Source organism: Mesorhizobium sp. L103C119B0 (assembly GCF_000502235.1).
Classification (GTDB): Bacteria; Pseudomonadota; Alphaproteobacteria; order Rhizobiales; family Rhizobiaceae; genus Mesorhizobium.
Genome location: NZ_AYXE01000002.1, coordinates 91,935 through 115,343, shown reverse-complemented (window position 1 = coordinate 115,343; position 23,409 = coordinate 91,935). Strand labels below are relative to the sequence as shown.

At 63.7% G+C, this 23,409-nt stretch carries 16 protein-coding genes and 1 pseudogene; 10 read left to right on the top strand and 7 right to left on the bottom strand.

Annotated features, from left to right (window positions below):
* The 6 genes from X728_RS163060 to X728_RS163085 all read right to left on the bottom strand — a co-directional run bounded on the left by X728_RS163060 (position 1) and on the right by X728_RS163085 (position 7,464).
* A complete protein-coding gene (locus X728_RS163060; RefSeq protein WP_023830532.1) occupies positions 1-1,008 on the bottom strand; it encodes an NAD(P)-dependent oxidoreductase in 1,008 nt (335 codons plus the stop codon).
* The gene (locus tag X728_RS163065; protein ID WP_023699265.1) at positions 1,005-1,448 is read right to left on the bottom strand and encodes an EamA family transporter; all 444 of its coding nucleotides are present in this window, start codon (positions 1,446-1,448) and stop codon (positions 1,005-1,007) included. Before X728_RS163065 ends, X728_RS163060 begins: the two co-directional genes overlap by 4 nt.
* 124 nt (positions 1,449-1,572) lie before the next feature.
* Positions 1,573-2,925: an FAD-binding oxidoreductase gene (locus tag X728_RS163070; protein WP_023830531.1), complete on the bottom strand. Its 1,353-nt coding sequence runs from the start codon at positions 2,923-2,925 to the stop codon at positions 1,573-1,575.
* Between the two features lie 3 nt (positions 2,926-2,928).
* Complete coding sequence (locus tag X728_RS163075) at positions 2,929-4,362, bottom strand: UbiA family prenyltransferase (RefSeq protein WP_023699267.1); 1,434 nt, start codon at positions 4,360-4,362, stop codon at positions 2,929-2,931.
* Between the two features lie 203 nt (positions 4,363-4,565).
* Positions 4,566-4,829: a hypothetical protein gene (locus tag X728_RS163080; RefSeq protein WP_023670370.1), complete on the bottom strand. Its 264-nt coding sequence runs from the start codon at positions 4,827-4,829 to the stop codon at positions 4,566-4,568.
* A 145-nt stretch (positions 4,830-4,974) separates the two neighbouring features.
* Positions 4,975-7,464 (bottom strand): mechanosensitive ion channel family protein, encoded by a 2,490-nt coding sequence (locus tag X728_RS163085; RefSeq protein ID WP_023830530.1) that lies wholly within the window; start codon positions 7,462-7,464, stop codon positions 4,975-4,977.
* A 318-nt stretch (positions 7,465-7,782) separates the two neighbouring features.
* Here X728_RS163085 and X728_RS163090 point away from each other — a divergent pair, with 318 nt between their 5' ends.
* The 5 genes and pseudogenes from X728_RS163090 (at position 7,783) to X728_RS163100 (ending at position 14,640) form a co-directional block, all read left to right on the top strand.
* Positions 7,783-9,042 (top strand): sarcosine oxidase subunit beta family protein, encoded by a 1,260-nt coding sequence (locus X728_RS163090; protein WP_023830529.1) that lies wholly within the window; start codon positions 7,783-7,785, stop codon positions 9,040-9,042.
* 11 nt (positions 9,043-9,053) lie between these two features.
* Positions 9,054-9,350, top strand: coding sequence for a sarcosine oxidase subunit delta (locus X728_RS163095; protein WP_023830528.1), 297 nt, complete (start codon positions 9,054-9,056; stop codon positions 9,348-9,350).
* A pseudogene (locus tag X728_RS01000000166140) lies at positions 9,347-12,434 on the top strand (sarcosine oxidase subunit alpha). Before X728_RS163095 ends, X728_RS01000000166140 begins: the two are co-directional and overlap by 4 nt.
* The gene (locus X728_RS0134010; protein ID WP_050589843.1) at positions 12,427-13,044 is read left to right on the top strand and encodes a sarcosine oxidase subunit gamma; all 618 of its coding nucleotides are present in this window, start codon (positions 12,427-12,429) and stop codon (positions 13,042-13,044) included. The pseudogene X728_RS01000000166140 and the gene X728_RS0134010 overlap by 8 nt, the downstream one beginning before the upstream one ends.
* A gap of 153 nt (positions 13,045-13,197) precedes the next feature.
* Positions 13,198-14,640, top strand: coding sequence for an MFS transporter (locus X728_RS163100; protein ID WP_023830526.1), 1,443 nt, complete (start codon positions 13,198-13,200; stop codon positions 14,638-14,640).
* Between the two features lie 18 nt (positions 14,641-14,658).
* Here the strand turns inward: X728_RS163100 and X728_RS163105 are convergent, their stop codons facing one another.
* Positions 14,659-15,363 (bottom strand): nitroreductase, encoded by a 705-nt coding sequence (locus X728_RS163105; RefSeq protein ID WP_023830525.1) that lies wholly within the window; start codon positions 15,361-15,363, stop codon positions 14,659-14,661.
* Between the two features lie 281 nt (positions 15,364-15,644).
* Between X728_RS163105 and X728_RS163110 the strand changes: the two genes are divergently transcribed.
* From X728_RS163110 to X728_RS163130, 5 genes are all read left to right on the top strand, one after another.
* Positions 15,645-16,187 carry an XRE family transcriptional regulator gene (locus tag X728_RS163110; RefSeq protein WP_023714342.1) on the top strand — a complete coding sequence of 181 codons (543 nt, stop codon included), beginning with the start codon at positions 15,645-15,647 and terminating at the stop codon, positions 16,185-16,187.
* A 94-nt stretch (positions 16,188-16,281) separates the two neighbouring features.
* Positions 16,282-18,735: an FAD-dependent oxidoreductase gene (locus tag X728_RS163115; RefSeq protein WP_023830523.1), complete on the top strand. Its 2,454-nt coding sequence runs from the start codon at positions 16,282-16,284 to the stop codon at positions 18,733-18,735.
* Entirely contained in the window at positions 18,732-19,631 is a 900-nt protein-coding gene (locus X728_RS163120; protein WP_023830522.1) for a homocysteine S-methyltransferase family protein, read from the top strand. Before X728_RS163115 ends, X728_RS163120 begins: the two co-directional genes overlap by 4 nt.
* Positions 19,631-20,812, top strand: coding sequence for a pyridoxal phosphate-dependent aminotransferase (locus X728_RS163125; protein WP_023830521.1), 1,182 nt, complete (start codon positions 19,631-19,633; stop codon positions 20,810-20,812). Before X728_RS163120 ends, X728_RS163125 begins: the two co-directional genes overlap by 1 nt.
* Positions 20,809-23,256 (top strand): FAD-dependent oxidoreductase, encoded by a 2,448-nt coding sequence (locus X728_RS163130; protein WP_023830520.1) that lies wholly within the window; start codon positions 20,809-20,811, stop codon positions 23,254-23,256. The genes X728_RS163125 and X728_RS163130 overlap by 4 nt, the downstream gene beginning before the upstream one ends.
* Positions 23,257-23,409 lie beyond the last annotated feature (153 nt).

Genomic DNA, 23,409 nt, shown 5'->3' with positions numbered 1-23,409 from the left:
TTATTCGGCGGGAACATGATTGGCGGTGACGGCAAGCCCGTCTTTCTTGGCGCGGTATTCGCTGTAGGCGGCGATCAGCATGTCCTCGTCGCGATATTGCGGCACCCAGCCGAGCTGGCGCTCGGCCTTGGATACGTCGAGCACGCACTCCTCATCGGCGATCAGATATTGTTCGGGATCCATGATCGGCATGTTCATGAGATCGAGCAGGTCGAGGGTGCGCTTGACCGCCCAGCCCGGCGTCGGGATCAGCAGCGATTTCGAGCCGGCATGCTTGATCAGGTCGCCCAGCAATTTCTTCACCGGCGGCGGATTGAGGGAGCCCAGATTATAGGCCTGGTTGGGCACGCCTGCCTTCCAGGCCGCCCGGGCAGCTTCCGCGCAATCGAACACCGAGATGAACTGATAGGGGTTCTTGCCCGAGCCGATCATCGGCACAGGAAAATTCCAGTCGATCAGTTTGAACAGCTTTTTCAGGATCCCGAGCCGGCCGGGACCGATGATCAGACGCGGGCGAAACAGCGAGATCGACATGCCGCGCTTGCGCCATTGCGCGGCGAGCTCCTCGGTCTTCTGCTTCGACCAGCCATATTCGCCGAGCGGCGCGACCGGGTGCTCCTCGGTCATCGGCTGGGTGACCGTGTGGCCGTAGATCATGTCGGTGGTGTAGTGGACGAGCTTGGACGCGCCGGCCTTGTCCATCGCCTGCATGATGTGTTCGGTGCCGTGGAAATTCACCGGAAAGAAGAAGTCGTGACGCTTGGCCCGCACCTGGATCGGCGACAGCATTTTGGCCGACAGGTTGTAGATCATGTCGTCGGCCTTCAATCCGATGTTGGCCACCGAGGCCGTATCCGTGACATCGCAGGTGACGAAGCGAACGTTGCGATAGTGCGTCAGGTCGCTCTTGACGATGTCGGCAACGACAACCTCTTCACCATCGGCCACAAGCTTCGGGGCAAGATGACGGCCGACGAAGCCGTCGCCGCCAATAATAACATGTCTCATCGAACGATCTCGCTGGTCTTGTCGGGGATGATGGAAGCGGTTTGGTCGTCATGCCCGCGCCCGCCCAAGTCTCGACCGCTTTGCGCGATCAGCACGGTGCCGACGCAGATGAAGGCGATGCCGGCAATGCGCCAGGCATTGAGGTCCTCGCGGAAGATGAAATAGGCGAAGATCGCAACCGCGACATAGGCAAGGCTGAGGAACGGATACGCAAAGCTGAGCTCGACCTTGGACAGCACATAGAGATGCGAAGCCATCGAGATGACGAAGGTGCACAGGCCGAGAAACACCCATGGGCTGAAAACGACCTGCAACAGCTTCAACAGCGGATTGGTGCCTTCGAACGAAATGGGACCGAGCGACATCATGCCTTGCTTCAGCATCAGCTGCGCGGCGGCATTGGTCATGACCGTGAACAGAATGAAGACGATGTATTTCATATTTTGCACCCGCCACTCGCAAGGGTCCTATTACTAACCTGCAAACATTTCGCGAAGTCACGACAATGCTTTGAGTAAACCACGGAACTTACGATCTATTCACCATGACTTATTCGGATTGTACCTATTCAGCTGCTTCGACACGCCCTGGCCGGACGTTGAGCTTTTTCGCCGTCCGTAGCCAGAAACTGGACACGAACGCCGGGTCGCGCAGCGCTTCAAGCCGCTGCCAATTCGGGAAGGAGGCCGCGAAAGTATCAGCGCCCATGCGCGCATCCTTGTACGGGTTGACCGCGCCGCCGGCCGCGACCGTGATGCGGTCGAGTTCGCTGAGCAGGGCCAGCGTCCTGTCGCCGCGATTGGGGAAATCCAGCGTCAACGTGAAGCCTGGCCGCGGAAAGGACAGCAGCCCCGGCGAGCGGATCGAGCCGAAGCGCTTCAACACGGTGAGGAAAGAGCCCTGCGCGGCCCGTCGCGCCGCCTCGAGCAGCGCCGGCATGGTCTGACGCGCGACATTTTCCGGCACCACGCTCTGGTGCTGGTAGAGACCTTTCGGGCCATACAGCCGATTCCAGTCGCCGACACCATCAAGCGGAAAGAAAAAGCCCTGGTAGCCGGTTTGGCTCGGCCCCGGCGAGCGCCCCTTCTTCCACCGATAGGCGGCGTTGAAGGCGGTGAGGAACGGCCGGTTGAGCACATTGAACGGCGGCTGGAACGGCACTGAAAAACGGGAGCCGGCGCGAGACGCCGCATGCGAGCCATACTCGGCATGATTGCCTGTCAACAACAGGCCGCGCCCGCGGCCATGGCCGCCGGCAAGCTGGTCGATCCAGGCGACGGCATATTCATTGGCCTGGTCGGCGGCCTCGGCCAGTTCGAAGAATTCGCCGAGATCGGCAAACCGCGTTATCTTCTCGGCGATATCGAGCGAATGCACCCGCATCAGCCGGATCGAGGCCGACAGGATCAGGCCGGTCAGCCCCATGCCGCCGATCGTCGCCGCAAACAGCCTTGCATTGTCGGTTGCCGAGCAGGTGTAGGTCCGCCCGTCCGAGCGCAGCAGCGTGAACGACTCGACATGGCAGCCAAAGGTGCCGCGCCGGTGATGGTTCTTGCCATGGACGTCATTGGCGATCGCGCCGCCAAGGGTGACGAACTGGGTGCCTGGGACCACAGTCGGAAAGAAACCGTAAGGTGCAGTGTGTGCAATGATATCGGAGAGGAACACGCCGGCCTCCGCCTCGAGCAGGCCGGTCTCGGCATTGAAGGCCCCGATGCGGTTCAGCGGCCGCATGTCCACGACCGCACCTGGCTCGTTCTGGCAGGAATCACCGTAGGAGCGGCCATTGCCATAGGCGAGCAGAGCGTTCTTTGTCGCCTTGCCGCTTCGCATCAGCGCGATGGCATCGTCGGCCGCGATGGCTCGCTTTGCGGCCGGCGTGGCGAGGCCAAAACTCCGGTACCGTTCGCCGGCCATGCCCTACCAGCCTCCCGCGACCAGAAGGGCGGCGCCGATCACCACGACGATCTGGCTTCGCCAGTCGCGAATGATGAAGATGACCGGATCGTCATTCATCTCGTTGCGGCGCGCCAGGATCCAGACCCGCATGGTCAAATACAGCACGATCGGCGCCAGCGGCCAGACCAGCCAGGGATGCGGATAGAGTTCGCGTACCGCGACGCTGTCCATGTAGAGCGCCAGCACCAGCGCCGAGGAGAAGGCCGACGCCATTCCTGCCTGGGCGACGATCTCCTGATCTTCGATGCGGTAGCCGCGACCGGCAATGCGCTCGCCCACCGGAATGGCTGTGGTGCGCAGTTCGACATAGCGCTTCACCAGCGCCAGCGACAGGAAGAAGAAAATCGAGAAGGCGAGCAGCCAGAACGAGACTTCGACCCCGGTCGCCGCAGCACCTGCCAGCACACGCACAGTGTATAGCCCCGCCAGCGTCAGTACGTCGGCCAGGAGCATGCGCTTGAACGACAGCGAATAGGCTGTGGTCACCACCAGATAGCCGGCGAGCACGCCCAGGAACTCGATCGGCAACAGAAGCCCGGCGGCAATGCCGATCGCCAGCAGCACCGCCATCGCGCCGAGACCGAACGGGATCGACAAAGCGCCGCTGGCGAAAGGCCGGTTGCGTTTGGTCGGATGCTTGCGGTCGAGCGCAAGGTCGAAGAAATCGTTGAGAATGTAGATGGCGGAAGCCACGGCGCTGAAGGAGACGAACGCCAGCAGGCATTGCCAGATCATGTTGATGTTGAAGTATTCATGCGACAGCACCATCGGCACCGCGATCAGCGAATTCTTCAGCCACTGATGCACGCGCAGCATCTTGACGAATGTCTTCAATGTCCTTTTCGGCGCCGGCATCCTTTCGGCGCTATGCGCGGCCTGCCAGCGCTTCGCATGGCGGTCGGGCGCCACGACAATGGCGTTGCGTGCGGCTCCGAAAACCTTGAGGTCGTGCCGGCTGTTGCCGGCATAGTCGAAACCGCCGTCGCCATAGGCGGCGATGAGCGCGTCGCGCTTGCGGCCCGAGGTCATGTTGTGGGGACCGTCGGTCGCCAGCACATAGTCGAAGACGCCCAGATGCGCGGCGATTGTCTCGGCGAACTTGCGTGGCGTACCGGTCGCCAGCACGATCTTGCGTCCGTCGCGATGGTCGGCGCGCAGCCGCTGCAGCAGCGCTTCGCGATAGGGCAGCGAGGCCGGATCGATGTCGATGCGGTCGGCAATCGCTTGTTTCAGCCGCGCCGGGCCGGCGGCCAGCCAGAATGGAACCAGGAAAACATAGAGCGGATTCTTCTTGAGCAGGATGAACAGGCCTTCCCAAAGAAGATCGGTCGCAATCAGCGTGCCGTCGAGGTCGACCGCAAGCGGGATTGCGTTCTTGTCCGACCGCGCATCCATATCCTTCTGCCCTATTCATAACCGTTGCGCCGTGCTTCGGCGTCTTCGCATCGGTATAGCGGCGGAACGGCGTAGTGAACGTTAAAACGCACGGTTGCAGCCGGTAGGCGTCACGATATTTCCCGCGTCATTGTTAAGCAATCGCTACCGCGGACAATAAAAGGCCGGGCATTGCCCGGCCTCTACTACATCTGCTTGCCGACTTACTTGATGCGGGCAACGCCACCCGAGATTTCGACCGTTTCCGAGCCGGTCAGGGCCTCGAGGTCACCATTGGGCAAGGTGACGAAACAGCCGTTCGGGCAGAATTCCACGGTTTCGCCGGCGGCCAACGCCAGCTCCGTCTTGCCGCCGCCTTCCGTCACGATCAGCGTACGGGTCTCAGCATCCTTGTTGACCGCGCTGGCGGCAAAGGCCGAGCCACTCGCTGCGGTAAGAGCGATGGCGACGACGAGCGACTTCCACATTTTGCAATATCGGTGTTTCCACACCGCCTCTGTTGCATTTCGCAAGGCATTCTCGCCTTTGCATGTGAGCTTATATGAGATGCAAGCTGAACCGCAACTGAATGCCGCATTCATGCCGCAATTGGTTTGGGAGGAGCTTGGGGCCTTAGCTGGGATCGGGTTTGCGGGCCTTGCGACCAGTTTTGGCCAGCCGCTTCGCCTTGGCGGCGGCTCTGGCCTCCGCCTGCTCCTTCTCGGCGAACTCGACCTCGATCTTGTCGTCGTCGATCGGCCATGCGTCGGTCTTCTTGACCTTGACCTCGGCGCGCGGCGTCGAGGGGATTTCTATGTGCTCGGCGTCAAAAGCATCGAGAACGGCAAAGCGGATATCGTTCTGAACGATGGCGCCGTTCAGCACATCGGCCAGGAACACGCGGATCTCGAACTCGAGTGCTGCCGGCCCGAAATTGGTGAACAGCACGAAGGGTTCCGGGTTCTTCAGCACCAGCGCATGGCCGCGCGCAATCTCAAGCAGGACCGCGTGTACCCGCTTGACGTCGCTGCCATAGGCGACCCCGACCTTGATCTCCACACGTCCGAGCTTGTTGCGGTGCGTCCAGTTGCCGACGGCGTTGTTGATGAGATTCGAATTGGGCAGGATCACCGATTGCCGCTGGAAGGTCTCGATTTCGGTGGCGCGCACGCTGATCTTCTTGACCGTGCCTGATGTGTCGCCGGCGACGATCCAGTCGCCGACCTTGAACGGCCGCTCGGCGAGCAGGATCAGGCCGGACACGAAGTTGGACACGACATTCTGCAGGCCAAAGCCGATACCCAGCGAAAGTGCGCCGGCAACAAGCGCCAGGTTGGAGAGATCGATGCCCGCCGCCGAGATGCCGACGAGCCCAGCGAGCGCGACGCCGGCATAGCCGACCGCCAGCCGGATCGAGTTGCGCACGCCGGTATCGACCTTGCCGCGCGCCATTACCGAGCCGTCGAGCCAGCCCTGGAACCAGCGGGTCAGGAAATAGCCGATGATGAAGACGACGATGCCGGTGAGGATGCCGGTGACCGAAATCGTCACCGAACCGACGGTGACGCCTGTCGCCAATTTATAGCCCCAGGCCTGGATATCGCCGGGCTGGAAGCCCCACATCAACAGGATCAGCGGCAGGAACACCAGCACGATCATCAGGTTGATGGCGACGCTGACGACGAGGCCGAGCTGGTCGAGCGCGGTGTCCTCATAGCTGGAATTGGTCTTCAGCCAGCGCCCAATCGAGGTGCCGGCGAAACCACCCTCCTCGCCGATCTCGCGCGCCGACAGGAAGCCGATATAGGCGGTAAGCAGGATGGTGCCGGTGACCACGACCTGCAACGAGACGAAGATGGCAAGACCGATATAGCCGAACAGCGCCGCCGCAATCGTGAACAGGCCGAGCGCGACACAGGTGTAGCGCAGCCAGGCCGGCCAGCGGCGCCAGCGCCCGTCGGCGTCCTTGTAAGGCTTCAGCAGCGCCATCAGGATCAGGATGACCCCGACGATCACGGTGGCGACAAAACTCCTGGCCACCGTCAGCGACAGGGGCGAGCCCATCTTGTCGTTGACGATCGACAGGAAATTGTTGATGCCGATGACGACTGCCATGGCCGTCGTCAGCCGCACCAGCCAACGCGCCGGGCCGGTCTCGACCTGGATCAGGCGCCAGTTCGGCATGCTAGGCGACAGCGCCGCATTGGTCAGGCGGTTGACACAGAACACTATGGCGATGACGGCTGCCAGCGCGTTGAGGAACACGCCTATGTCGCCGCGCAGCACATTGTAATAATTGTACAGGAACACCGTCGAGGCGAGGAAGGCGCTGACCGCCAGCGTCGGCAGCAAAGTCGACCAGAACGCCACCGACAGGCGACTGAGATATGTCGGATCTTCAACCGACGCGTCGGGCTCGAAGATGCGCCCAAACAGGCGGCGCCCGCCGACCAGAAGCACCACGGCCAACGCAAGCGCCATGAGGGTCGCCGCGAGCATCGCCTGGAACTTGAACTTGAAGGCAAAGCTCAGCCACGATGACACCGCCCTGTAGAAGTTGGCGTATTCGTCCCTTGCGTCGGAAAACACCTGCGGGCTCAGTGCATCGGACAGCACATAGCGCTTGGTTAGGCCGCTGCGAAACAGCTCGCTGCGCATATTGCCGATCTTCTCGATCAGCGCATTGATGCGGATCGACAGGTTCTGCGCGCCGGCGATGACGGCGTTGATCTCCGCCTTTTCCGACGCCAGCGCCTGGCGCTCGCCGGTCACGATATCCGGTTCAGGCGGCTGTCCGGCAGCCGGGGGCGCACCAAGCTGCTCAAGCCTCGAATTGATCTCCCCCAGCCGGGACCGGAACGCCAGCGCGCTGTTCAGCGCAGCGCGCGACAGCTCTTCCAGCTGCAGGCGGATCTCGACGAGGGTGGTGTCGTCGACGCCGTCCTCCTGGACTTTCTTCTCCAGAGCGTCGGTTTTCGTCGTCAAACCCTGCAGGATTTTCTGCTGGTCGGCGACCAGCCCGGCAGGCGCCTGGCCCAGCCCCTGCGCCATCGCGCCGAACGAATGCGGCGCCAAGGCAACGAGCGCGAGGACCAGGATCAGGCGAAAGAAGCGAAAAAGCATAATGGTGGCGACTCAAAGGGCGGCAAGGCCGCTTCTAAAGCGGTCCTTGATAGAGACGCTCATCCCGTGGGGCAAGTCGTGGCGAAGTCATCGCAGTTGGGCGCCTTGCGGGAGTCGGCCAGTCGAAAAGCCATGGCGCAATCTTGGCTTTGCGCCCGCCGCCTGCTCTATAGTCTGCCGCATCGCACCCGAGCCGGATGGCTTCAGGTCTGTTGGACCTGAAATCATCCGGCTCTAGAAATTAAAGATATAGAGCATGATGTCGTCCGAAAACCGCTTCACACTTTTCGGCATCATGCTCTAGGGATGACATGAAGAATGGCGGAATATTCAGCCCTTTCGCTTCTCGCGAACGCGCTCAAGGGAAACAAGGACTGGAAGCCGGCCTGGCGCAAGCCCGAGCCCAAGGCCTCCTATGATGTCATCATCATCGGTGGCGGCGGTCATGGCCTGTCGACGGCCTATTATCTGGCCAAGGAGCACGGCATCAACAATGTCGCGGTGCTGGAAAAGGGCTGGCTGGGTTCCGGCAATGTCGGCCGCAACACCACGGCGGTGCGCTCCAACTACCTTTTGCCGTCCAACACCCGCTTCTACGAACATTCGATGAAGATGTGGGAGAACCTGTCGCACGACCTCAACTACAACGTCATGTTCTCGCAGCGCGGCTGCCTGAACCTGGCTCACACGCCGGCCCAGTTCGACGACTTGGCCAGGCGCGGCAACGCCATGCGCCATCTCGGCGTCGATGCCGAGCTGATGAGCACCGCCGAGATCGCGCGCCTGGTCCCGGCGCTGGACATGTCGGCCTCCGCGCGCTTTCCCATCGTCGGCGGCCTGATGCAGCCGCGCGCCGGCACCGCCCGTCACGATGCGGTTGCCTGGGGCTATGCCCGCGGCGCCGACCGACGCGGCGTCGACATCGTCGAGAATTGCGAGGTCACCGGCTTCCTGCGCGACGGCGACCGCATCACCGGCGTGCAGACGACGCGCGGAGAGATCCGCGGCAAGAAAGTTGCCGTGGCCGTTGCCGGCAGCACCGGACGGGTGATGCAGCTTGCCGGCATCGACAGGATGCCGATCGAGAGCCATGTGCTGCAGGCCTTCGTGACAGAGTCGCTGAAACCGTTCTGCAACACGGTCCTGACCTTCGGCATGGGCCATTTCTATATGTCGCAGTCCGACAAGGGCGGCCTTGTCTATGGCGGCGATATCGACGGCTACAACAGCTACGCCCAGCGCGGTAATCTGCCCATCGTCGACGAGGTGATGAGCGAGATGCTGGCGCTGTTTCCCGGCCTTGCGCGTGTACGCATGCTGCGCTCCTGGGGCGGCGTCTGCGACATGTCGATGGACGGTTCGCCGATCATCACCACCGGCCCGCTGCCGGGCATGTATCTCAATTGCGGCTGGTGCTATGGCGGCTTCAAGGCGACGCCGGCCTCGGGCTGGTGCTTTGCATACACCATCGCCAAGAACGAGCCGCACGCGCTCAACGCGCCGTTCACGCTCGACCGTTTTTATCGCGGCCTGGTGATCGACGACAAGGGCCAGGGCGCAACGCCCCGGCTGCATTAGGGTTCAAACAAATGCTTATCACTTGTCCCTATTGCGGCCCGCGCGACGTCATCGAGTTCACCTATCAGGGCGATGGCAACCGCGAGCGCCCGCAGCCCAACTCGCAGGACCTCGACGCCTGGAACGCCTATGTCTACGACCGCCTGAACCCGGCCGGCGACCACAATGAGATCTGGCAGCATTCCGGCGGCTGCCGCACCCATCTGAGGATGGTGCGCAACACGGTCACGCATGAGATTTCCGGCACCGGTTTTGCGCGCGGCGACCATAATGCCGCCGCCCGGCACAAGGCCGGAGGGAAGTCGTGAGCCCGCGCCGCACCGAGACCGGCGGCCGCGTCGACCGCATGCGCACCATCCGCTTCACCTTCGACGGCACGCTCTACACCGGCCATGCCGGCGACACGCTGGCCTCGGCACTGCTTGCCAACGGCGTGACGCTTTTCGGCCGCTCGTTCAAATACCACCGCCCGCGCGGCCTGCTCTCGGCCGGCGTCGAGGAGCCGAACGCGCTGGTCACGGTGCTGCGCGGCGAAGTGCGCGAGCCCAACATCGCCGCAACCATGGTCGAGATCTATGACGGGCTGATGGCCGTCAGCCAGAACCGCTTTCCCTCGCTCGCCTGGGACATCAACGCCGTCAACCAGCTCGGCGGCAAGATCCTGGCCGCCGGCTTCTACTACAAGACCTTCATGGGCCCTGTCTTCGGCCCCTTGAAAGGCACCCACTTCTGGATGTTCTGCGAGCATTTCATCCGCCGCGCCGCCGGCCTGGGCCGCGCCGGTATTGCCGCCGACACCTCGCGCTACGAGCGCATGAACGCGTTTTGCGACGTGCTGGTGGTCGGCTCCGGCCCGGCCGGCCTGTCGGCCGCCAAGGCCGCTGCCGACCAGGGCGCGCGGGTCATCCTGGCCGAACTCGAGCCGCGTTTCGGCGGCTCGGCCAACTGGTCCGGCGAGGCCATCGACGGCGCGCCGGCCGCCGACTGGGCGGCGCGCACCGTCAGCCAACTCGAAGGCCATGACACGGTCCGCCTGCTGCCGCGCACCACGGTGTGGNGACTGGGCGGCGCGCACCGTCAGCCAACTCGAAGGCCATGACACGGTCCGCCTGCTGCCGCGCACCACGGTGTGGGGCTATTACGACGGCAACACGCTGGCGGCACTCGAGCGCGTCACCGACCATAAGGAGACGCCCGGCAAGGGCGAGCCTCGCCATCGCTACTGGGCGATCCGCGCCAAAACGGTGGTGCTGGCCACCGGCTCTTTCGAGCGGCCGCTTGTGTTCCCCGGCAATGACCGGCCGGGCGTCATGCTGGCGCATGCCGCCGAGCGCTATGTTAGTGATTATGGCGTGCTGCCCGGCGACAGGGTCGCGCTGTTCACCAACAATGACAGCGCCTATCGCTCGGCGCTGGCGCTGAGGAAGGCGGGCGCGGCTATTGTCGCCATCATCGACGTGCGCCCCGAGCTTTCGGCCGAGATGCGCAGCCTCGCCACCGAGGCCGAAGCCGAAATCCTCTCCGGCCATGCCGTGGTCGCCACCGAGGGCGGCAAGGCGCTCTCCGGCCTCAAGGTGCAGCGCTTCGACATGAACTCGGGCACGCTCAGCGGTGATGCCCGCAGCATCCATGCCAATTGCCTGCTGATGTCGGGCGGCTGGTCGCCGACCATCCATCTCGCCAGCCAGGCCGGTGCCAGAGCCGAATGGAACCCTGCCCGCCAGGCCTTCCTGCCGCCAAAACCGACGCAACAGCGCTGGCCAAATCAGCAATGGATTGGTGCGGGCGCCTTCAACGGCAGCTTTTCCACGCTCGAAGCCCTTGCCGAGGGCCGTGCAGCCGGCCTGTCCGCCGCGGGCGGAGCGGCTGCGCCGGCAGCCTTGCCGGATGTCGAAGCAGCCCCGGGAAACCCCGATCCGGCGCCGGTGTTCGAGATCAAAGCCAAGGGAAAAAGCTTCGTCGACTTCCAGCATGACGTGACTGCCGAAGACGTGCGGCTGGCGCATCGCGAAGGTTTTGTCTCCGTCGAGCATCTGAAGCGCTACACCACGCTCGGCATGGCGACCGACCAGGGCAAGAACTCCAACGTTCCGGGCCTCGCCATCATGGCCGAGGCGTTGGGCAAACCGATCTCCGAAGTCGGAACGACGCGCTTCCGCCCGCCCTATTCCGCGGTGTCGATCGGCTCGCTTGCCGCCGAACGCTTCGGCGATCTGAAACCCGAGCGCCTGACGCCCATGCATGACTGGCACCTCGCCAATGGCGCAACGATGTATTCCGCTGGCCTCTGGTATCGACCAATGATCTACGGCCTTGCCGGCGAGACGGTCGAACAGGCCTATGTCCGTGAAGCCAGGGCGACGCGCGAAAGTGCCGGCATCGTCGACGTTTCGACGCTGGGCAAGATCGCCGTTCAGGGGCCGGATGCCGGCGAATTCCTCGACCGCGTCTACACCAACATGTTTTCCACCCTCCCCGTCGGCAAGGCCCGCTACGGCCTGATGCTGCGCGAGGATGGCCTGGCCTTCGACGACGGCACCACATGGCGGGTCGGCGAACAGGACTTCCTGATGACGACCACCACGGCCAATGCCGGCAAGGTGATGCAGCATCTGGAATATTTCCTCGACGTCATCTGGCCGGAACTCAAAGTGCATGTCACCTCGGTAACCGACGAATGGGCTGGCGCGGCCATCGGCGGGCCGAAGGCGCGGGCCATCCTCGCCGCCTGTGTCACCGGCACTGCGGTCGACAACACAGCCCTGCCCTTCATGGGCATCGTGCGCGGCGAGATATCAGGCGTGCCGGTGATGATTTGCCGGCTGTCCTTCTCCGGAGAAATGGCCTTCGAGGTCTATTGCGGCGCCGGCTACGGCACCCATGTCTGGCAAGCCCTTGTCGAAGCCGGCAAGCCGTTCGGCCTAGTCACCTACGGGCTGGAGGCGTTGGGCACGATGCGCATCGAAAAGGGCCATGTCACCGGCGCGGAGATCGACGGGCGCACCACGGCGCGGGACCTGCATCTCGACTGGATGCTGTCGAAGAAGAAGCCGTTCATCGGCTCGGCGATGATGGACCGCGAAGGCCTGATCGCGCCCGAGCGGCTGCAGCTGGTCGGCCTGGTCTCGCTCGACAACCGGCCGTTCAATGGCGGCGCCCACATCGTCGAGGAGCTGGACGAAGCCAATCCGCACGATTCCATCGGCCACATCACCGCCTGCTGCTATTCGCCGGCGCTGGGCAAGCACATCGCGCTGGCCCTGGTCGAAGGCGGCAAGGCGCGCCATGGCACCCGCGCGTTTGTCTCCGATCCGCTGCGCAAGCGGTTCGGGCCGGTCGAAATCGTCTCCAACCATTTCTACGACCCGGACGGGAGCCGCATGCATGGCTGAGCGCCAATCAACCGAACGCCAATCACCCGAGCGCCTCTCGCCGCTTGAGCCCGTGTTCCATCGGGGTTCGCACGGCATTTTCGAGCATGGCGTCGATGTCATCCTGACCGAAATCAGGCCAGGCTCGATCCTGCAACTGGCCGCATGGCCGGGCGCGGAAAAGCAGCTGATCGAGGCGATCGGCAAGGTCACCGGGCTCGCTTTGCCCGACGGTGCCGGCGGCGGTCTTGCCAAGTTCGGCAAGGCCGTGTTCGGTTTCGCGCCTGGAAAATTCACGGTCGTCGACGATGCCGAGGGCCTGGCGGCGCGTTTTGCCGGGGACGTAACCCCGGCAATCGGCACGATCACCGACCTGTCGCATGGCCGCACCGCTATCCGCATCGCCGGCCCTAAGGCCGAATGGGTGCTGGCGAAATTCTTCGCCATCGACTTTGCGCTGCCCGCCTTCCCTATGGGCTCCGGCCGTTCGACTACCCATCACGACGTCTTTGCGCAGATCCAGCGCACCGGCGCCGACCAGTTCGACATCTATGTCTTCCGCTCCTTCGCCCGCTCGTTCTGGAAGGCGCTCTGCCATGCCAGCGAGGAGGTCGGCTACGAGGTTCAGTAGGGCCGACAGCCGTTCTGGCCTCAAGGCCAGCCGGTTCTGCCGCTAGAGAATGCTCCAATGGAAGCCCATGGTGGGGAACGTGGCCCAACCGGCCCAGGGGATTAAAAAGATCCCGTCTCATAGTCGGCATCGTCGATTGGTTCGAACATCCCCATGACCGCAGAACTATCCGCCGGCGCCACGGATCGCGCCGATGTGTCGGCCAGAGCCTTGCTCCTGCTGCCGCTGACGGTTGCCTGCGGCGTGTTCATGACCAGCCTCGACCAGAATGTCGTGGTCACCGCCCTGCCCGGCATCAGCGACAGCCTCGGCCGGCCGCCGAGCCAGCTCGGTCTGTTGATCACCGTCTATGTCGCCAGCCTGATCATCTCGATGCCGCTCGGCGGCTGGGCCGCCGACCGCTTCGGCCTGCGCAACGTTTACTGCTTCGCCTTGCTGGTGTTCGCCGCGTCATCGGCGCTGTGCGGATTGTCCAACGACATCTGGACGCTGGTCGGCGCCCGCGCGCTGCAAGGCTTCGGCGGCGCCTTGATGGGGACGCTCGGCCAGGTCGTCATCCTGTCGACCTTCCCGCGCAGCCGCACGCTGAAAATCAACATGTATATCTCACTGGCCGGCCAGTCCGGACCGCTGGTCGGCCCGCTCGTCGGCGGCGCGCTGACGACTTACATTTCATGGCGCTGGATCTTCTTCATCAACGTGCCGTTCGCGCTGGCGGCGGCCGTTCTTGCCGCCTCGCTGTTTCCGACGGTTACCAAACCGGTGCGCACGCAGTTCGATTTTCCGGGCTTCCTGCTGGTCGGCGGCGGCATGGTCCTGCTGGTCTTCGGCATGGATTCGCTTGCGGCCAAAGACGCTGCCGGCAGCATGATCGCGGCCGAGCTGGCGCTGGCGATCGTCATCCTGACGCTTGCCTCCTTCTACTGCCTGCGCGCCCGCAACCCCTTGCTTGACCTGAAACTCCTGCACATCCGCACCTTTCGCATCTCATTCCTCACCGGTGGTGGGCTGGACACGATCGGCCTGAGCTCGGTCGTTTTCCTTTTGCCGCTGATGTTCCAGCTCGGCTTCGACATGAGCGCGGTGCAGGCGGGATCGCTGACTTTCGTCGCCGCAATCGGCTCGCTGATCATGCGTGTCTTCATGCCGCGCCTGCTCAACCGTTTCGGCTTTCGCCGCGTGCTGGTCGTCAACACGCCGATCGTTGCTGCCATGGTAGCGGGCTTCGCCTTGATTGACGCGACAACGCCGGTCTGGATCGTGCTCGTCTATATCTTTGCCTTCGGCGTTCTGCGCTCGGCGCAGTGGGCTTCGACCGGCAATCTCGCCTATTCCGACATCGCGCCCGACCAGCTCGCCCGCTTCAGCGCGCTCTACTACATACTGTGGCAGTTGGGGGTGGCGATCAGCGTCGGCCTGGCGGCGGCGCTGTTGTCGTTCCTGGCTGGCGGCAGGCCGGCGGTGACCAACGATTTCCGCATCCTGTTCGTGGTCGAGGGCGTCATCACGTTGTGCGCGCTGATCGCCTATCTCAGACTGACACCGCAGGATGGCGCCCATGTCAGCGGCCATGGCGCGCAGATGAACGTGGAATAAGGCGCCGTTAGCCGAGCCCTATTCGCTGAACGTCACCCACTCTTCCAGCGGCACGCGGTCGGTGCGGAAGTTGTTTTCGGGCTTGGAGGTGTCCTCGAGGCCTAGCGCCATGCCGCAGACGACGATCTCCTCGTCGGGGATGTTGAGCACCTGCCGGATCTGCCGGTGATAGGGCGCGAAGGCGGCCTGCGGGCAGGTGTGCAGGCCCCTGCCTCGCGCCGCCACCATGATGTTCTGCAGGAACATTCCGTAGTCGATCCACGAGCCTTGGTTCAGCCGCCGGTCGATGGTGAAGATCATGCCGACCGGCGCGTCGAAGAAGACGAAGTTGCGGTCGTGCTGGGCGCGCATCTTGTCGACCTCGCGGCGGCCGATGCCGAGTGCCCCATAGAGCCCGAAACCGTTGGCGCGGCGGCGGGTGAGATACGGCTCGAAGAACTGGGTGGGGTAATAGCGATACTCGTCCCAATCGGCCTTTTCGGCGCGGATACCGGAATTCAGGATGGCATCGGTGATCTGCTGCTTGACCTCGCCCTTGACGACATAGACCCGCCAGGGCTGCATATTGGTGCCCGAAGGCGCGCGCGCGGCGACGCCAAGAATGGCTCGGATCGTCTCGTCATCGACCATGTCGGGCAGGAAGGCGCGCACTGAACGGCGCGAGATGATCGCCTCGTCGACAACAGCCGCGTTATGCGCTGCCAGGCCATTTTTTTCCAGCATGGGCCGTCCCTTTGCGCACACTTCGAAAGCCGAACCGGCTATCGGAAAAGACCTTGCGCAGATTTCAATCCTTGGTCGCCGACCCGCATTCCCACACCCGCCGCTCGTGCAGAGCCTTTGCATGAACCTCCAAAATGGCGCAAGCAAATCTTGTGTGTCTATGAAAATTCGCTTGATTTTTTCACCGACATGAGCTCTCATGAAATTCATTTCCAGATTTTCATCAAGTGAGCGTTTTGCCCCCAGCTATCCCCAAAACATTGCAGGGACCTGACGAGCGCCTGCTGGCGAGCGACATCCGTGCGCTGCGCAAGGCGCGTGGGCTGACGCTGGCTGAGATCGCGCTGAAGCTTGGCCGCTCTGTCGGCTGGGTCAGCCAGGTCGAGCGCGGCCTGTCGATTCCTTCGCTCGGCGACCTCAGGGCCTTCGCCGATTTATTCGGCGTGCCGCTCAGCCTGTTCTTCAGCCACGACGTGCCTATCGAGAAGGAGCGCGGCGTCATCGTGCGCGCCGGCAGCCGGCGCACGCTTGGCACAAGCGAATCCGGCCTAGTGGAGGAGCTTCTGTCGCCCGATCTCGGCGGTAGTTTCGAGATGGTGCGTTCGATCTTCGCGCCGGGCGCCGAGATGAAGAGCGAGCAGCTGCGGCCGACCGAGGAAGCCGGCTACATCGCCTCTGGCATTTTCGAGATCGAGATAGCCGGCGTCTGGCACCGGCTCGGCGAAGGCGATTCTTTCCGCTTCGAGCGCAAGCCGTACCGCTGGCGCAATCCCGGCAGCGAGCCGGCCGTGGTCATCTGGGTGGTTTCGCCGCCTGTTTATTGAATGCATGTCGCCCAAAGTGTGCAGCGGTTTGGGAAACGACATGCATCAAGCAAAAAGATAGAAGCGCAGCGCGCTTCAGGTTTGGGAGAAGAATATGGCCGGTTTGCCGACCACGGCACGCGTGGTGATCATCGGAGGCGGTGTCGTCGGCACCTCCTCGCTCTACCACCTTTGCAAGGCGGGCTGGACCGATTGCGTGCTGCTTGAAAAGAACGAGCTGACATCGGGCTCGACCTGGCATGCCGCCGGCAATGTGCCGACCTTCTCGTCGTCCTGGTCGCTGATGAACATGCAGCGCTATTCGACCGAGCTCTATCGCGGCTTGGCTGATGCCGTCGACTATCCCATGAACTACCACGTTACCGGCTCGCTGCGGCTCGCCCACACCAAGGAGCGCATGCAGGAGTTCCAGCGCGCCAAGGGCATGGGCCGCTACCAGGGCATGGACATCGACATTGTCGGCCCCGACGAGATCAAGCGCCGCTATCCCTTCATCGAGACGCATGACCTCAAAGGTGCGCTCTACGATCCAAACGACGGCGACATCGACCCCGCGCAGCTGACGCAGGCACTGGCCAAGGGTGCGCGCGACATGGGCGCCAAGATCGTCCGCTTCTGTCCGGTGTCAGGTGTGCGTCGCGACAACGACGAATGGGTTGTCGAGACGCCGCAAGGCGAGATCCGTTGCGAGATCGTCGTCAATGCCGCCGGCTACCGTGCCGCCGAAGTCGGCAAAATGTTCGGCCGCGACGTCCCGATGATGGTGATGAGCCATCAGTACATCTTGTTCGAGGAGATACCCGAACTGGTGGCGTGGTCGAAGGAGCAGGGCAAGAAGCTGCCGCTGCTGCGCGACGTCGACACCTCCTACTATCTGCGCCAGGAAAAGAACGGCATGAATCTCGGTCCCTATGAGCGCAATTGCCGCGCGCATTGGGCAACCCACAACGACCCGATGCCGGAGGACTTTTCCTTCCAGCTCTTCCCTGACGATCTCGACCGTCTCGAGCACTACCTTGCCGATGCCGTAGCCCGCGTGCCGATCCTGGGCACTGCCGGCCTGTCCAAGGTGATCAACGGGCCGATCCCTTACGCGCCGGACGGCAATCCGCTGATCGGTCCGATGCCCGGCGTTCCCAACGCGTTCGAGGCCTGTGTCTTCACCTTCGGCATCGCCCAGGGCGGCGGCGCCGGCAAGGTGCTGGCCGAGTGGATCACCGAGGGCCAGACCGAATGGGACATGTGGTCCTGCGATCCGCGCCGCTTCACCAGCTTTGCGGCCGCCCCCGACTATAGCGTCGCCAAGGGCATGGAGATCTACGGCAACGAATACGCCATCCAGTTTCCGCGGCATGCCTGGCCGGCCGGGCGCGACCGCAAGCTGTCGCCGATCCACGATCGCATCAAGGCGCTCGGCGCCCAGTTCGACGCCTATAATGGCTGGGAGCGTGCCACCTGGTATGCGCAACCCGGTGACGACACGTCGGAAGAAGCAACACTCACCTTCCGCCGCGACGGGCCGTGGCAGCACCGCGTGCGCGAAGAATGCCTGGCGGTGCGCGACGCCGCCGGCATTCTGGACCTGCCCGGCTTCTCGCGCTTCAACCTCGAAGGTCCTGGCGCAGCCGAATGGCTGGCGCTGCAGGTCACCGGCCTGGTGCCCAAGCCCGGCCGAATCGGCCTCGCCTATTTCGCCGACGACAAAGGCCGCATCGTCACCGAGATGTCGGTGGTGCGCCATGGCGAAGAGCAGATGACTCTGATCACCGCGGCGGTAGCGCAGTGGCACGATTTCGAATGGCTGAAGTCGCGCCTGCCGAAGGACGCAGCCTTCACCCTCACCGACAGGACCGAAGACTATTCGACGCAAATCCTCGCCGGCCCCAATTCGCGCAGGATCCTGGCCGATGTCTGTGGCGCGGATCTCTCGCTGCCCTGGCTGACGCATCAGGAAACCACCATCGCCGGCCGCTGGGCGAAGCTGGTGCGGGTATCCTTCGCCGGCGAACTCGGCTGGGAAATCCACACCAAGGTGGGAGACACCGCCGCCATCTTCGACGCCGTCTGGACGGCGGGACAAAAACACGGTCTGAAACCGTTCGGCATGTACGCGCTGGATTCGCTGCGCCTCGAAAAGGGCTACCGGACCTGGAAGGGCGACCTGTCGACCGACTATACGTTCCTGCAGGGCGGGCTCGAGCGCTTCGTCAAATGGGACAAGCCCGACTTCCGCGGCAAGGCAGCCCTGCAGAACGAAAAGCAGCAAGGCGTGAAGAAGCGCTTCGTCACGCTGGTGGTCGAAAACCCAGGCGATTGCGACGCGCCGTCCGTGTCGACGCTCTGGCATGAAGGCAAGATCGTCGGCGAGACGACGTCCGGCGGCTGGGGGCATCGCATCGACAAATCGATCGCGCTCGGCATGCTGCGCGCCGACCTGGCTGAACCCGATACCGCGATCGAGATTGAAATTTTTGGCGATCGTTTCAGGGCGGTCGTGCAGAAAGACGAGCCGCTGTGGGATCCGAAAAACGAAAGACTGAGAGCATGAAGAAAGTCATTCTCACCGATGGCGGCATGGGCCAGGAACTGGTCCTCCGCAGCAGCTCCGAGCCGACGCCGCTCTGGTCGGCCAGGGTGCTGATCGACGAGCCGGATCTGGTGCGTGACCTGCATGCCGAATTCATCCGGGCCGGCGCTCGCGTCATCACCATCAACACCTATTCGGCAACGCCGGAGCGGCTCGCGCGGGAAGGAGCAGAAGACCTCTTCAAGCCCTTGCAGAAGCGCGGCATCGAATTGGCAAGACAGGCACGCGACGAGGCAGGCGATGCAGCGATCGCCGGCTGCCTGTCACCGCTGTTCGGCAGCTATGCGCCGGCGCTGACCATATCGTTCGAGGAGACGCTGGACATCTATCGCCGCATCGTCGCCGAGCAGGCCGATGGCGTCGACCTGTTCCTGTGCGAGACCATGGCCTCGGCCGAGGAAGGCCGTGCGGCCGTTACCGCTGCGTCGGAAAGCGGCAAACCTGTCTGGGTGTCTTGGACTCTCGCCGATCACGGCGCGCCGCGGCTGCGCAGCGGCGAAACAATAGCGGCAGCGGCGGACGCCCTCGACGGCCTGACGGTTGCAGCGCGCCTGGTGAATTGCTGCCGGCCAGAAGCTATCGCCGCGGCACTGCCCGAATTGATTGCTCTCGGCGGCCCGGTCGGCGCCTATGCCAATGGCTTCACCTCTGTCGAAGCGCTCAAGCATGGCGGAACGGTGGAAGTGCTGCACGCACGCCACGACCTTGATCCGGATGCCTATGCCGACCAGGCGCTAGGCTGGGTCGCCGCTGGCGCCACCATCGTCGGCGGCTGCTGCGAAGTCGGCCCTGCCCACATCGCCGCGTTGCGCGACCAGCTGGAACAGGCCGGCTACGAAATCTCGGGAGTATCCTGATGCCAAGACCGTCATCGCGCATTTCCGGCATCGTGCCTTCGGGCAAGGATGGCTGGGAGGTCCACACCGAGGCCTGGGCCCGCAAGGAGGCCGGCCAGGACATCATCATGCTGTCGGTCGGCGACCATGATTTCGATACGCCGAGCCAGACGATCGAAGCCTGCGTGACGGCGGTTCGCGGCAGCAACCATCACTACACCCCGCTGTCCGGCGTTCCGCGCCTTCGCAGGGCGATGGCGGCGGCCTCGACCGCTTGCACCGGGGTCGAGACGGCACCTGACCAAGTCATCGCCACGCCGGGCGGCCAGGCTGCCCTTTACGCGGCCGTGCAGGCCGTTCTCGACCAGGGCGACCACGCTATCGTGGTGGCGCCCTACTACGCGACTTATCCCAACACGTTCAGCGCCGCCGGCGCCAGCTTCACCGTCGTCGAGACACCGGCCGAAGACGGTTTCCAGCCGCACGCCGAGATGATCCGCGCGGCGCTCAAGCCCAACACGCGCGCCATTTTGATCAACACGCCGAACAACCCGACCGGCGCCGTCTATTCGCGTGAGCGTCTGGAAGAGCTGGCCGAGATCTGCCGCGAGCACGATCTCTGGCTGCTGTCGGACGAGGTCTACTGGACGCTCGGCGGCGGCGAGCACATCTCGCCGCGCGGCCTGCCCGGCATGGCCGAGCGCACGCTGGTCATCAATTCGATGTCCAAGAGCCACGGCATGACCGGCTGGCGCATGGGCTGGCTGACCGGCCCGACGCAGATGATTACGCTGTTGACCAATCTCAATCTGGTGACGACCTACGGCCTGCCGGCCTTCATCTCGATCGCCTGCGCCGAGGCGCTGGAGAACCGCTATGGCGTCAAGGAAATCGCCGAGCGCTATGCGGCGCGCCGCACCGTCCTGCTCGACGCCGTGCGCGGCATGAACAATATCAGCGTGCACGGCTCGGAGGGCGGCATGTATGTCATGCTCGACATCACCGCCGTCGAGCCCGACGACGAGAAATTCGCCTGGGCCTTTCTCGACCAGGAGAGTGTCGGCGTCATGCCGGGTTCCAGCTTCGGCAAGGCCGCTGCCGGCCACATCCGCATCAGCCTTTGCCAACCGGAACCGGTGCTTCAGGAAGCCGCAAAACGCCTGCGCCGCTTCGCATCCGGCTATCGCCGCGAGGCCGCATGACCAGAAGCATTCCCACCAAGGCCCGCGCGGTTATTATCGGCGGCGGTGTCTCCGGCTGTTCGGTCGCCTACCACCTGGCCAAGCTCGGCTGGACCGACATCGTGCTGCTGGAACGCAAGCAGCTGACCTCGGGGACGACCTGGCACGCCGCCGGCCTGATCGGCCAGCTGCGCGGCTCGCAGAACATGACGCGGCTGGCGAAATATTCGGCCGACCTCTACGTCAAACTGGAGGCCGAAACCGAAGTCGGCACCGGCATGCGTCAGGTCGGCTCGATCACCGTGGCGCTGACCGAGGAGCGCAAGCACGAGATTTACCGGCAGGCCTCGCTCGCCCGCGCCTTCGATGTCGATGTGCGCGAGATTTCGCCTGGTGAAGTCAAGGAGATGTACCCGCATATCAACGTGTCCGATGTGGTCGGCGCCGTGCATCTGCCACTCGACGGCCAGTGCGATCCCGCCAACATCGCCATGGCGCTGGCCAAGGGCGCCCGCCAGCGCGGCGCCACAGTCGTCGAGAATGTGAAGGTCACCAAGGTCCACACCAAGGCCGGTCGCGTCACCGGCGTGTCGTGGGCGCAAGGCGAGGATCAGGGAACGATCAAGGCCGACATCGTCGTCAACTGCGCCGGCATGTGGGCGCGCGAGCTCGGCGCCCAGAACGGCGTCACCATCCCGCTGCATGCCTGCGAACATTTTTATCTCGTCACCGAGCCGATCCCCGGGCTCGGTCGTCTACCGGTGCTGCGCGTTCCCGATGAATGCGCCTACTACAAGGAAGATGCCGGCAAGATGATGCTCGGCGCTTTCGAGCCTGTGGCCAAGCCCTGGGGCATGGACGGCATAAGCGAGGATTTCTGCTTCGACCAGTTGCCGGAGGACATGGAGCATTTCGAGCCGATCCTCGAAATGGGCGTCAACCGCATGCCGATGCTGGCAACCGCCGGCATTCACACCTTCTTCAACGGCCCCGAAAGCTTTACCCCCGACGACCGCTACTATCTCGGCGAAGCGCCGGAGCTGTCGGGCTACTGGATGGCGACCGGCTACAATTCCATCGGCATCGTCTCGTCCGGCGGCGCCGGCATGGCGCTGGCGCAGTGGATCAATGACGGCGAAGCGCCCTTCGACCTCTGGGAAGTCGACATCCGCCGCGCCCAGCCATTCCAGAAGAACCGTAGGTATCTCAAGGAGCGTGTCTCCGAAACACTCGGCCTGCTCTATGCGGATCACTTCCCCTACCGGCAGATGGCAACGTCCAGAAATGTCAGGCGCTCGCCCCTGCACGAACACCTGAAGGCGCGCGGCGCCGTGTTCGGCGAAGTCGCCGGCTGGGAGCGCGCCAACTGGTTTGCGCGAGAGGGGCAGGAGCGCGAATACCGCTATTCCTGGAAGCGGCAGAACTGGTTCGACAACCAGCGCGAGGAGCACCTGGCGGTCCGCAACAAGGTCGGCCTGTTCGACATGACCTCGTTCGGCAAGATCCGTGTCGAAGGCCGCGACGCCTGTGCCTTCCTGCAAAGGCTGTGCGCCAACGATATGGACGTGGCGCCGGGCAAGATCGTCTACACCCAGATGCTCAACCAGCGCGGCGGTATCGAAAGCGACCTCACGGTGTCGCGGCTATCTGAGACCGCCTACTTCCTCGTCGTGCCGGGCGCGACGCTGCAACGCGACCTCGCCTGGCTGCGCCGGCATGTCGGGGATGAATTCGTAGTCATCACCGATGTCACGGCAGCTGAGGCCGTGCTCTGCCTGATGGGTCCGGATGCGCGAAAGCTGATCCAGAAAGTCAGCCCCAACGATTTCTCCAACGACAACAATCCATTCGGCACCTTCCAGGAGATCGAGATCGGCATGGGCCTCGCCCGTGCCCACCGCGTCACCTATGTCGGCGAACTCGGCTGGGAACTTTATGTCTCGACCGACCAGGCGGCTCATGTCTTCGAGGCGATCGACGAGGCCGGCGGCGATGTCGGCCTGAAACTTTGCGGCCTGCACACGCTGGATTCCTGTCGCCTCGAAAAGGCGTTTCGGCATTTCGGCCACGACATCACCGACGAGGACAATGTGCTGGAGGCCGGCCTCGGCTTTGCGGTCAAAACCGCCAAGGGCGAGTTCATCGGCCGCGATGCGGTGCTGAAGAGAAAAGAAGCCGGCCTGTCGCGCCGGCTGGTGCAGTTCCGTTTGAAAGACCCTGAACCCCTGCTCTTCCACAACGAGGCGATCCTGCGCGACGGCAAGATCGTCGGCCCGATCACATCGGGGAATTACGGCCACCATCTCGGCGGCGCGATCGGACTGGGCTATGTGCCCTGCCAGGGCGAGAGCGAGGCGGATGTGCTGGCCTCGTCCTACGAGATCGAGATCGCCGGCGAGCGTTTTGCGGCGGAAGCATCGCTGAAGCCGATGTACGATCCCAAGGCGGAACGGACGAGGATGTAGCACCTTTTTACCCTCCCCCTTGTCGGGAGGGTCGGCTCGCAGTCGGAGCGAAGCGGCGATTGCGAGCCGGGGTGGGGGTGCGCCCTACGAGACCCCCCACCCCGCTTCGCAAATGCCGCCTTGCGGCATTTGCTGCGCGACCCTCCCCACAAG

Coding starts and splice junctions, on each gene's coding strand:
- X728_RS163060 (WP_023830532.1), bottom strand. CDS start 1,008: ATGAGACATGTTATTATTGGCGGCGACGGCTTCGTCGGCCGTCATCTT.
- X728_RS163065 (WP_023699265.1), bottom strand. CDS start 1,448: ATGAAATACATCGTCTTCATTCTGTTCACGGTCATGACCAATGCCGCC.
- X728_RS163070 (WP_023830531.1), bottom strand. CDS start 2,925: ATGGCCGGCGAACGGTACCGGAGTTTTGGCCTCGCCACGCCGGCCGCA.
- X728_RS163075 (WP_023699267.1), bottom strand. CDS start 4,362: ATGGATGCGCGGTCGGACAAGAACGCAATCCCGCTTGCGGTCGACCTC.
- X728_RS163080 (WP_023670370.1), bottom strand. CDS start 4,829: ATGTGGAAGTCGCTCGTCGTCGCCATCGCTCTTACCGCAGCGAGTGGC.
- X728_RS163085 (WP_023830530.1), bottom strand. CDS start 7,464: ATGCTTTTTCGCTTCTTTCGCCTGATCCTGGTCCTCGCGCTCGTTGCC.
- X728_RS163090 (WP_023830529.1), top strand. CDS start 7,783: ATGGCGGAATATTCAGCCCTTTCGCTTCTCGCGAACGCGCTCAAGGGA.
- X728_RS163095 (WP_023830528.1), top strand. CDS start 9,054: ATGCTTATCACTTGTCCCTATTGCGGCCCGCGCGACGTCATCGAGTTC.
- X728_RS0134010 (WP_050589843.1), top strand. CDS start 12,427: ATGGCTGAGCGCCAATCAACCGAACGCCAATCACCCGAGCGCCTCTCG.
- X728_RS163100 (WP_023830526.1), top strand. CDS start 13,198: ATGACCGCAGAACTATCCGCCGGCGCCACGGATCGCGCCGATGTGTCG.
- X728_RS163105 (WP_023830525.1), bottom strand. CDS start 15,363: ATGCTGGAAAAAAATGGCCTGGCAGCGCATAACGCGGCTGTTGTCGAC.
- X728_RS163115 (WP_023830523.1), top strand. CDS start 16,282: ATGGCCGGTTTGCCGACCACGGCACGCGTGGTGATCATCGGAGGCGGT.
- X728_RS163120 (WP_023830522.1), top strand. CDS start 18,732: ATGAAGAAAGTCATTCTCACCGATGGCGGCATGGGCCAGGAACTGGTC.
- X728_RS163125 (WP_023830521.1), top strand. CDS start 19,631: ATGCCAAGACCGTCATCGCGCATTTCCGGCATCGTGCCTTCGGGCAAG.
- X728_RS163130 (WP_023830520.1), top strand. CDS start 20,809: ATGACCAGAAGCATTCCCACCAAGGCCCGCGCGGTTATTATCGGCGGC.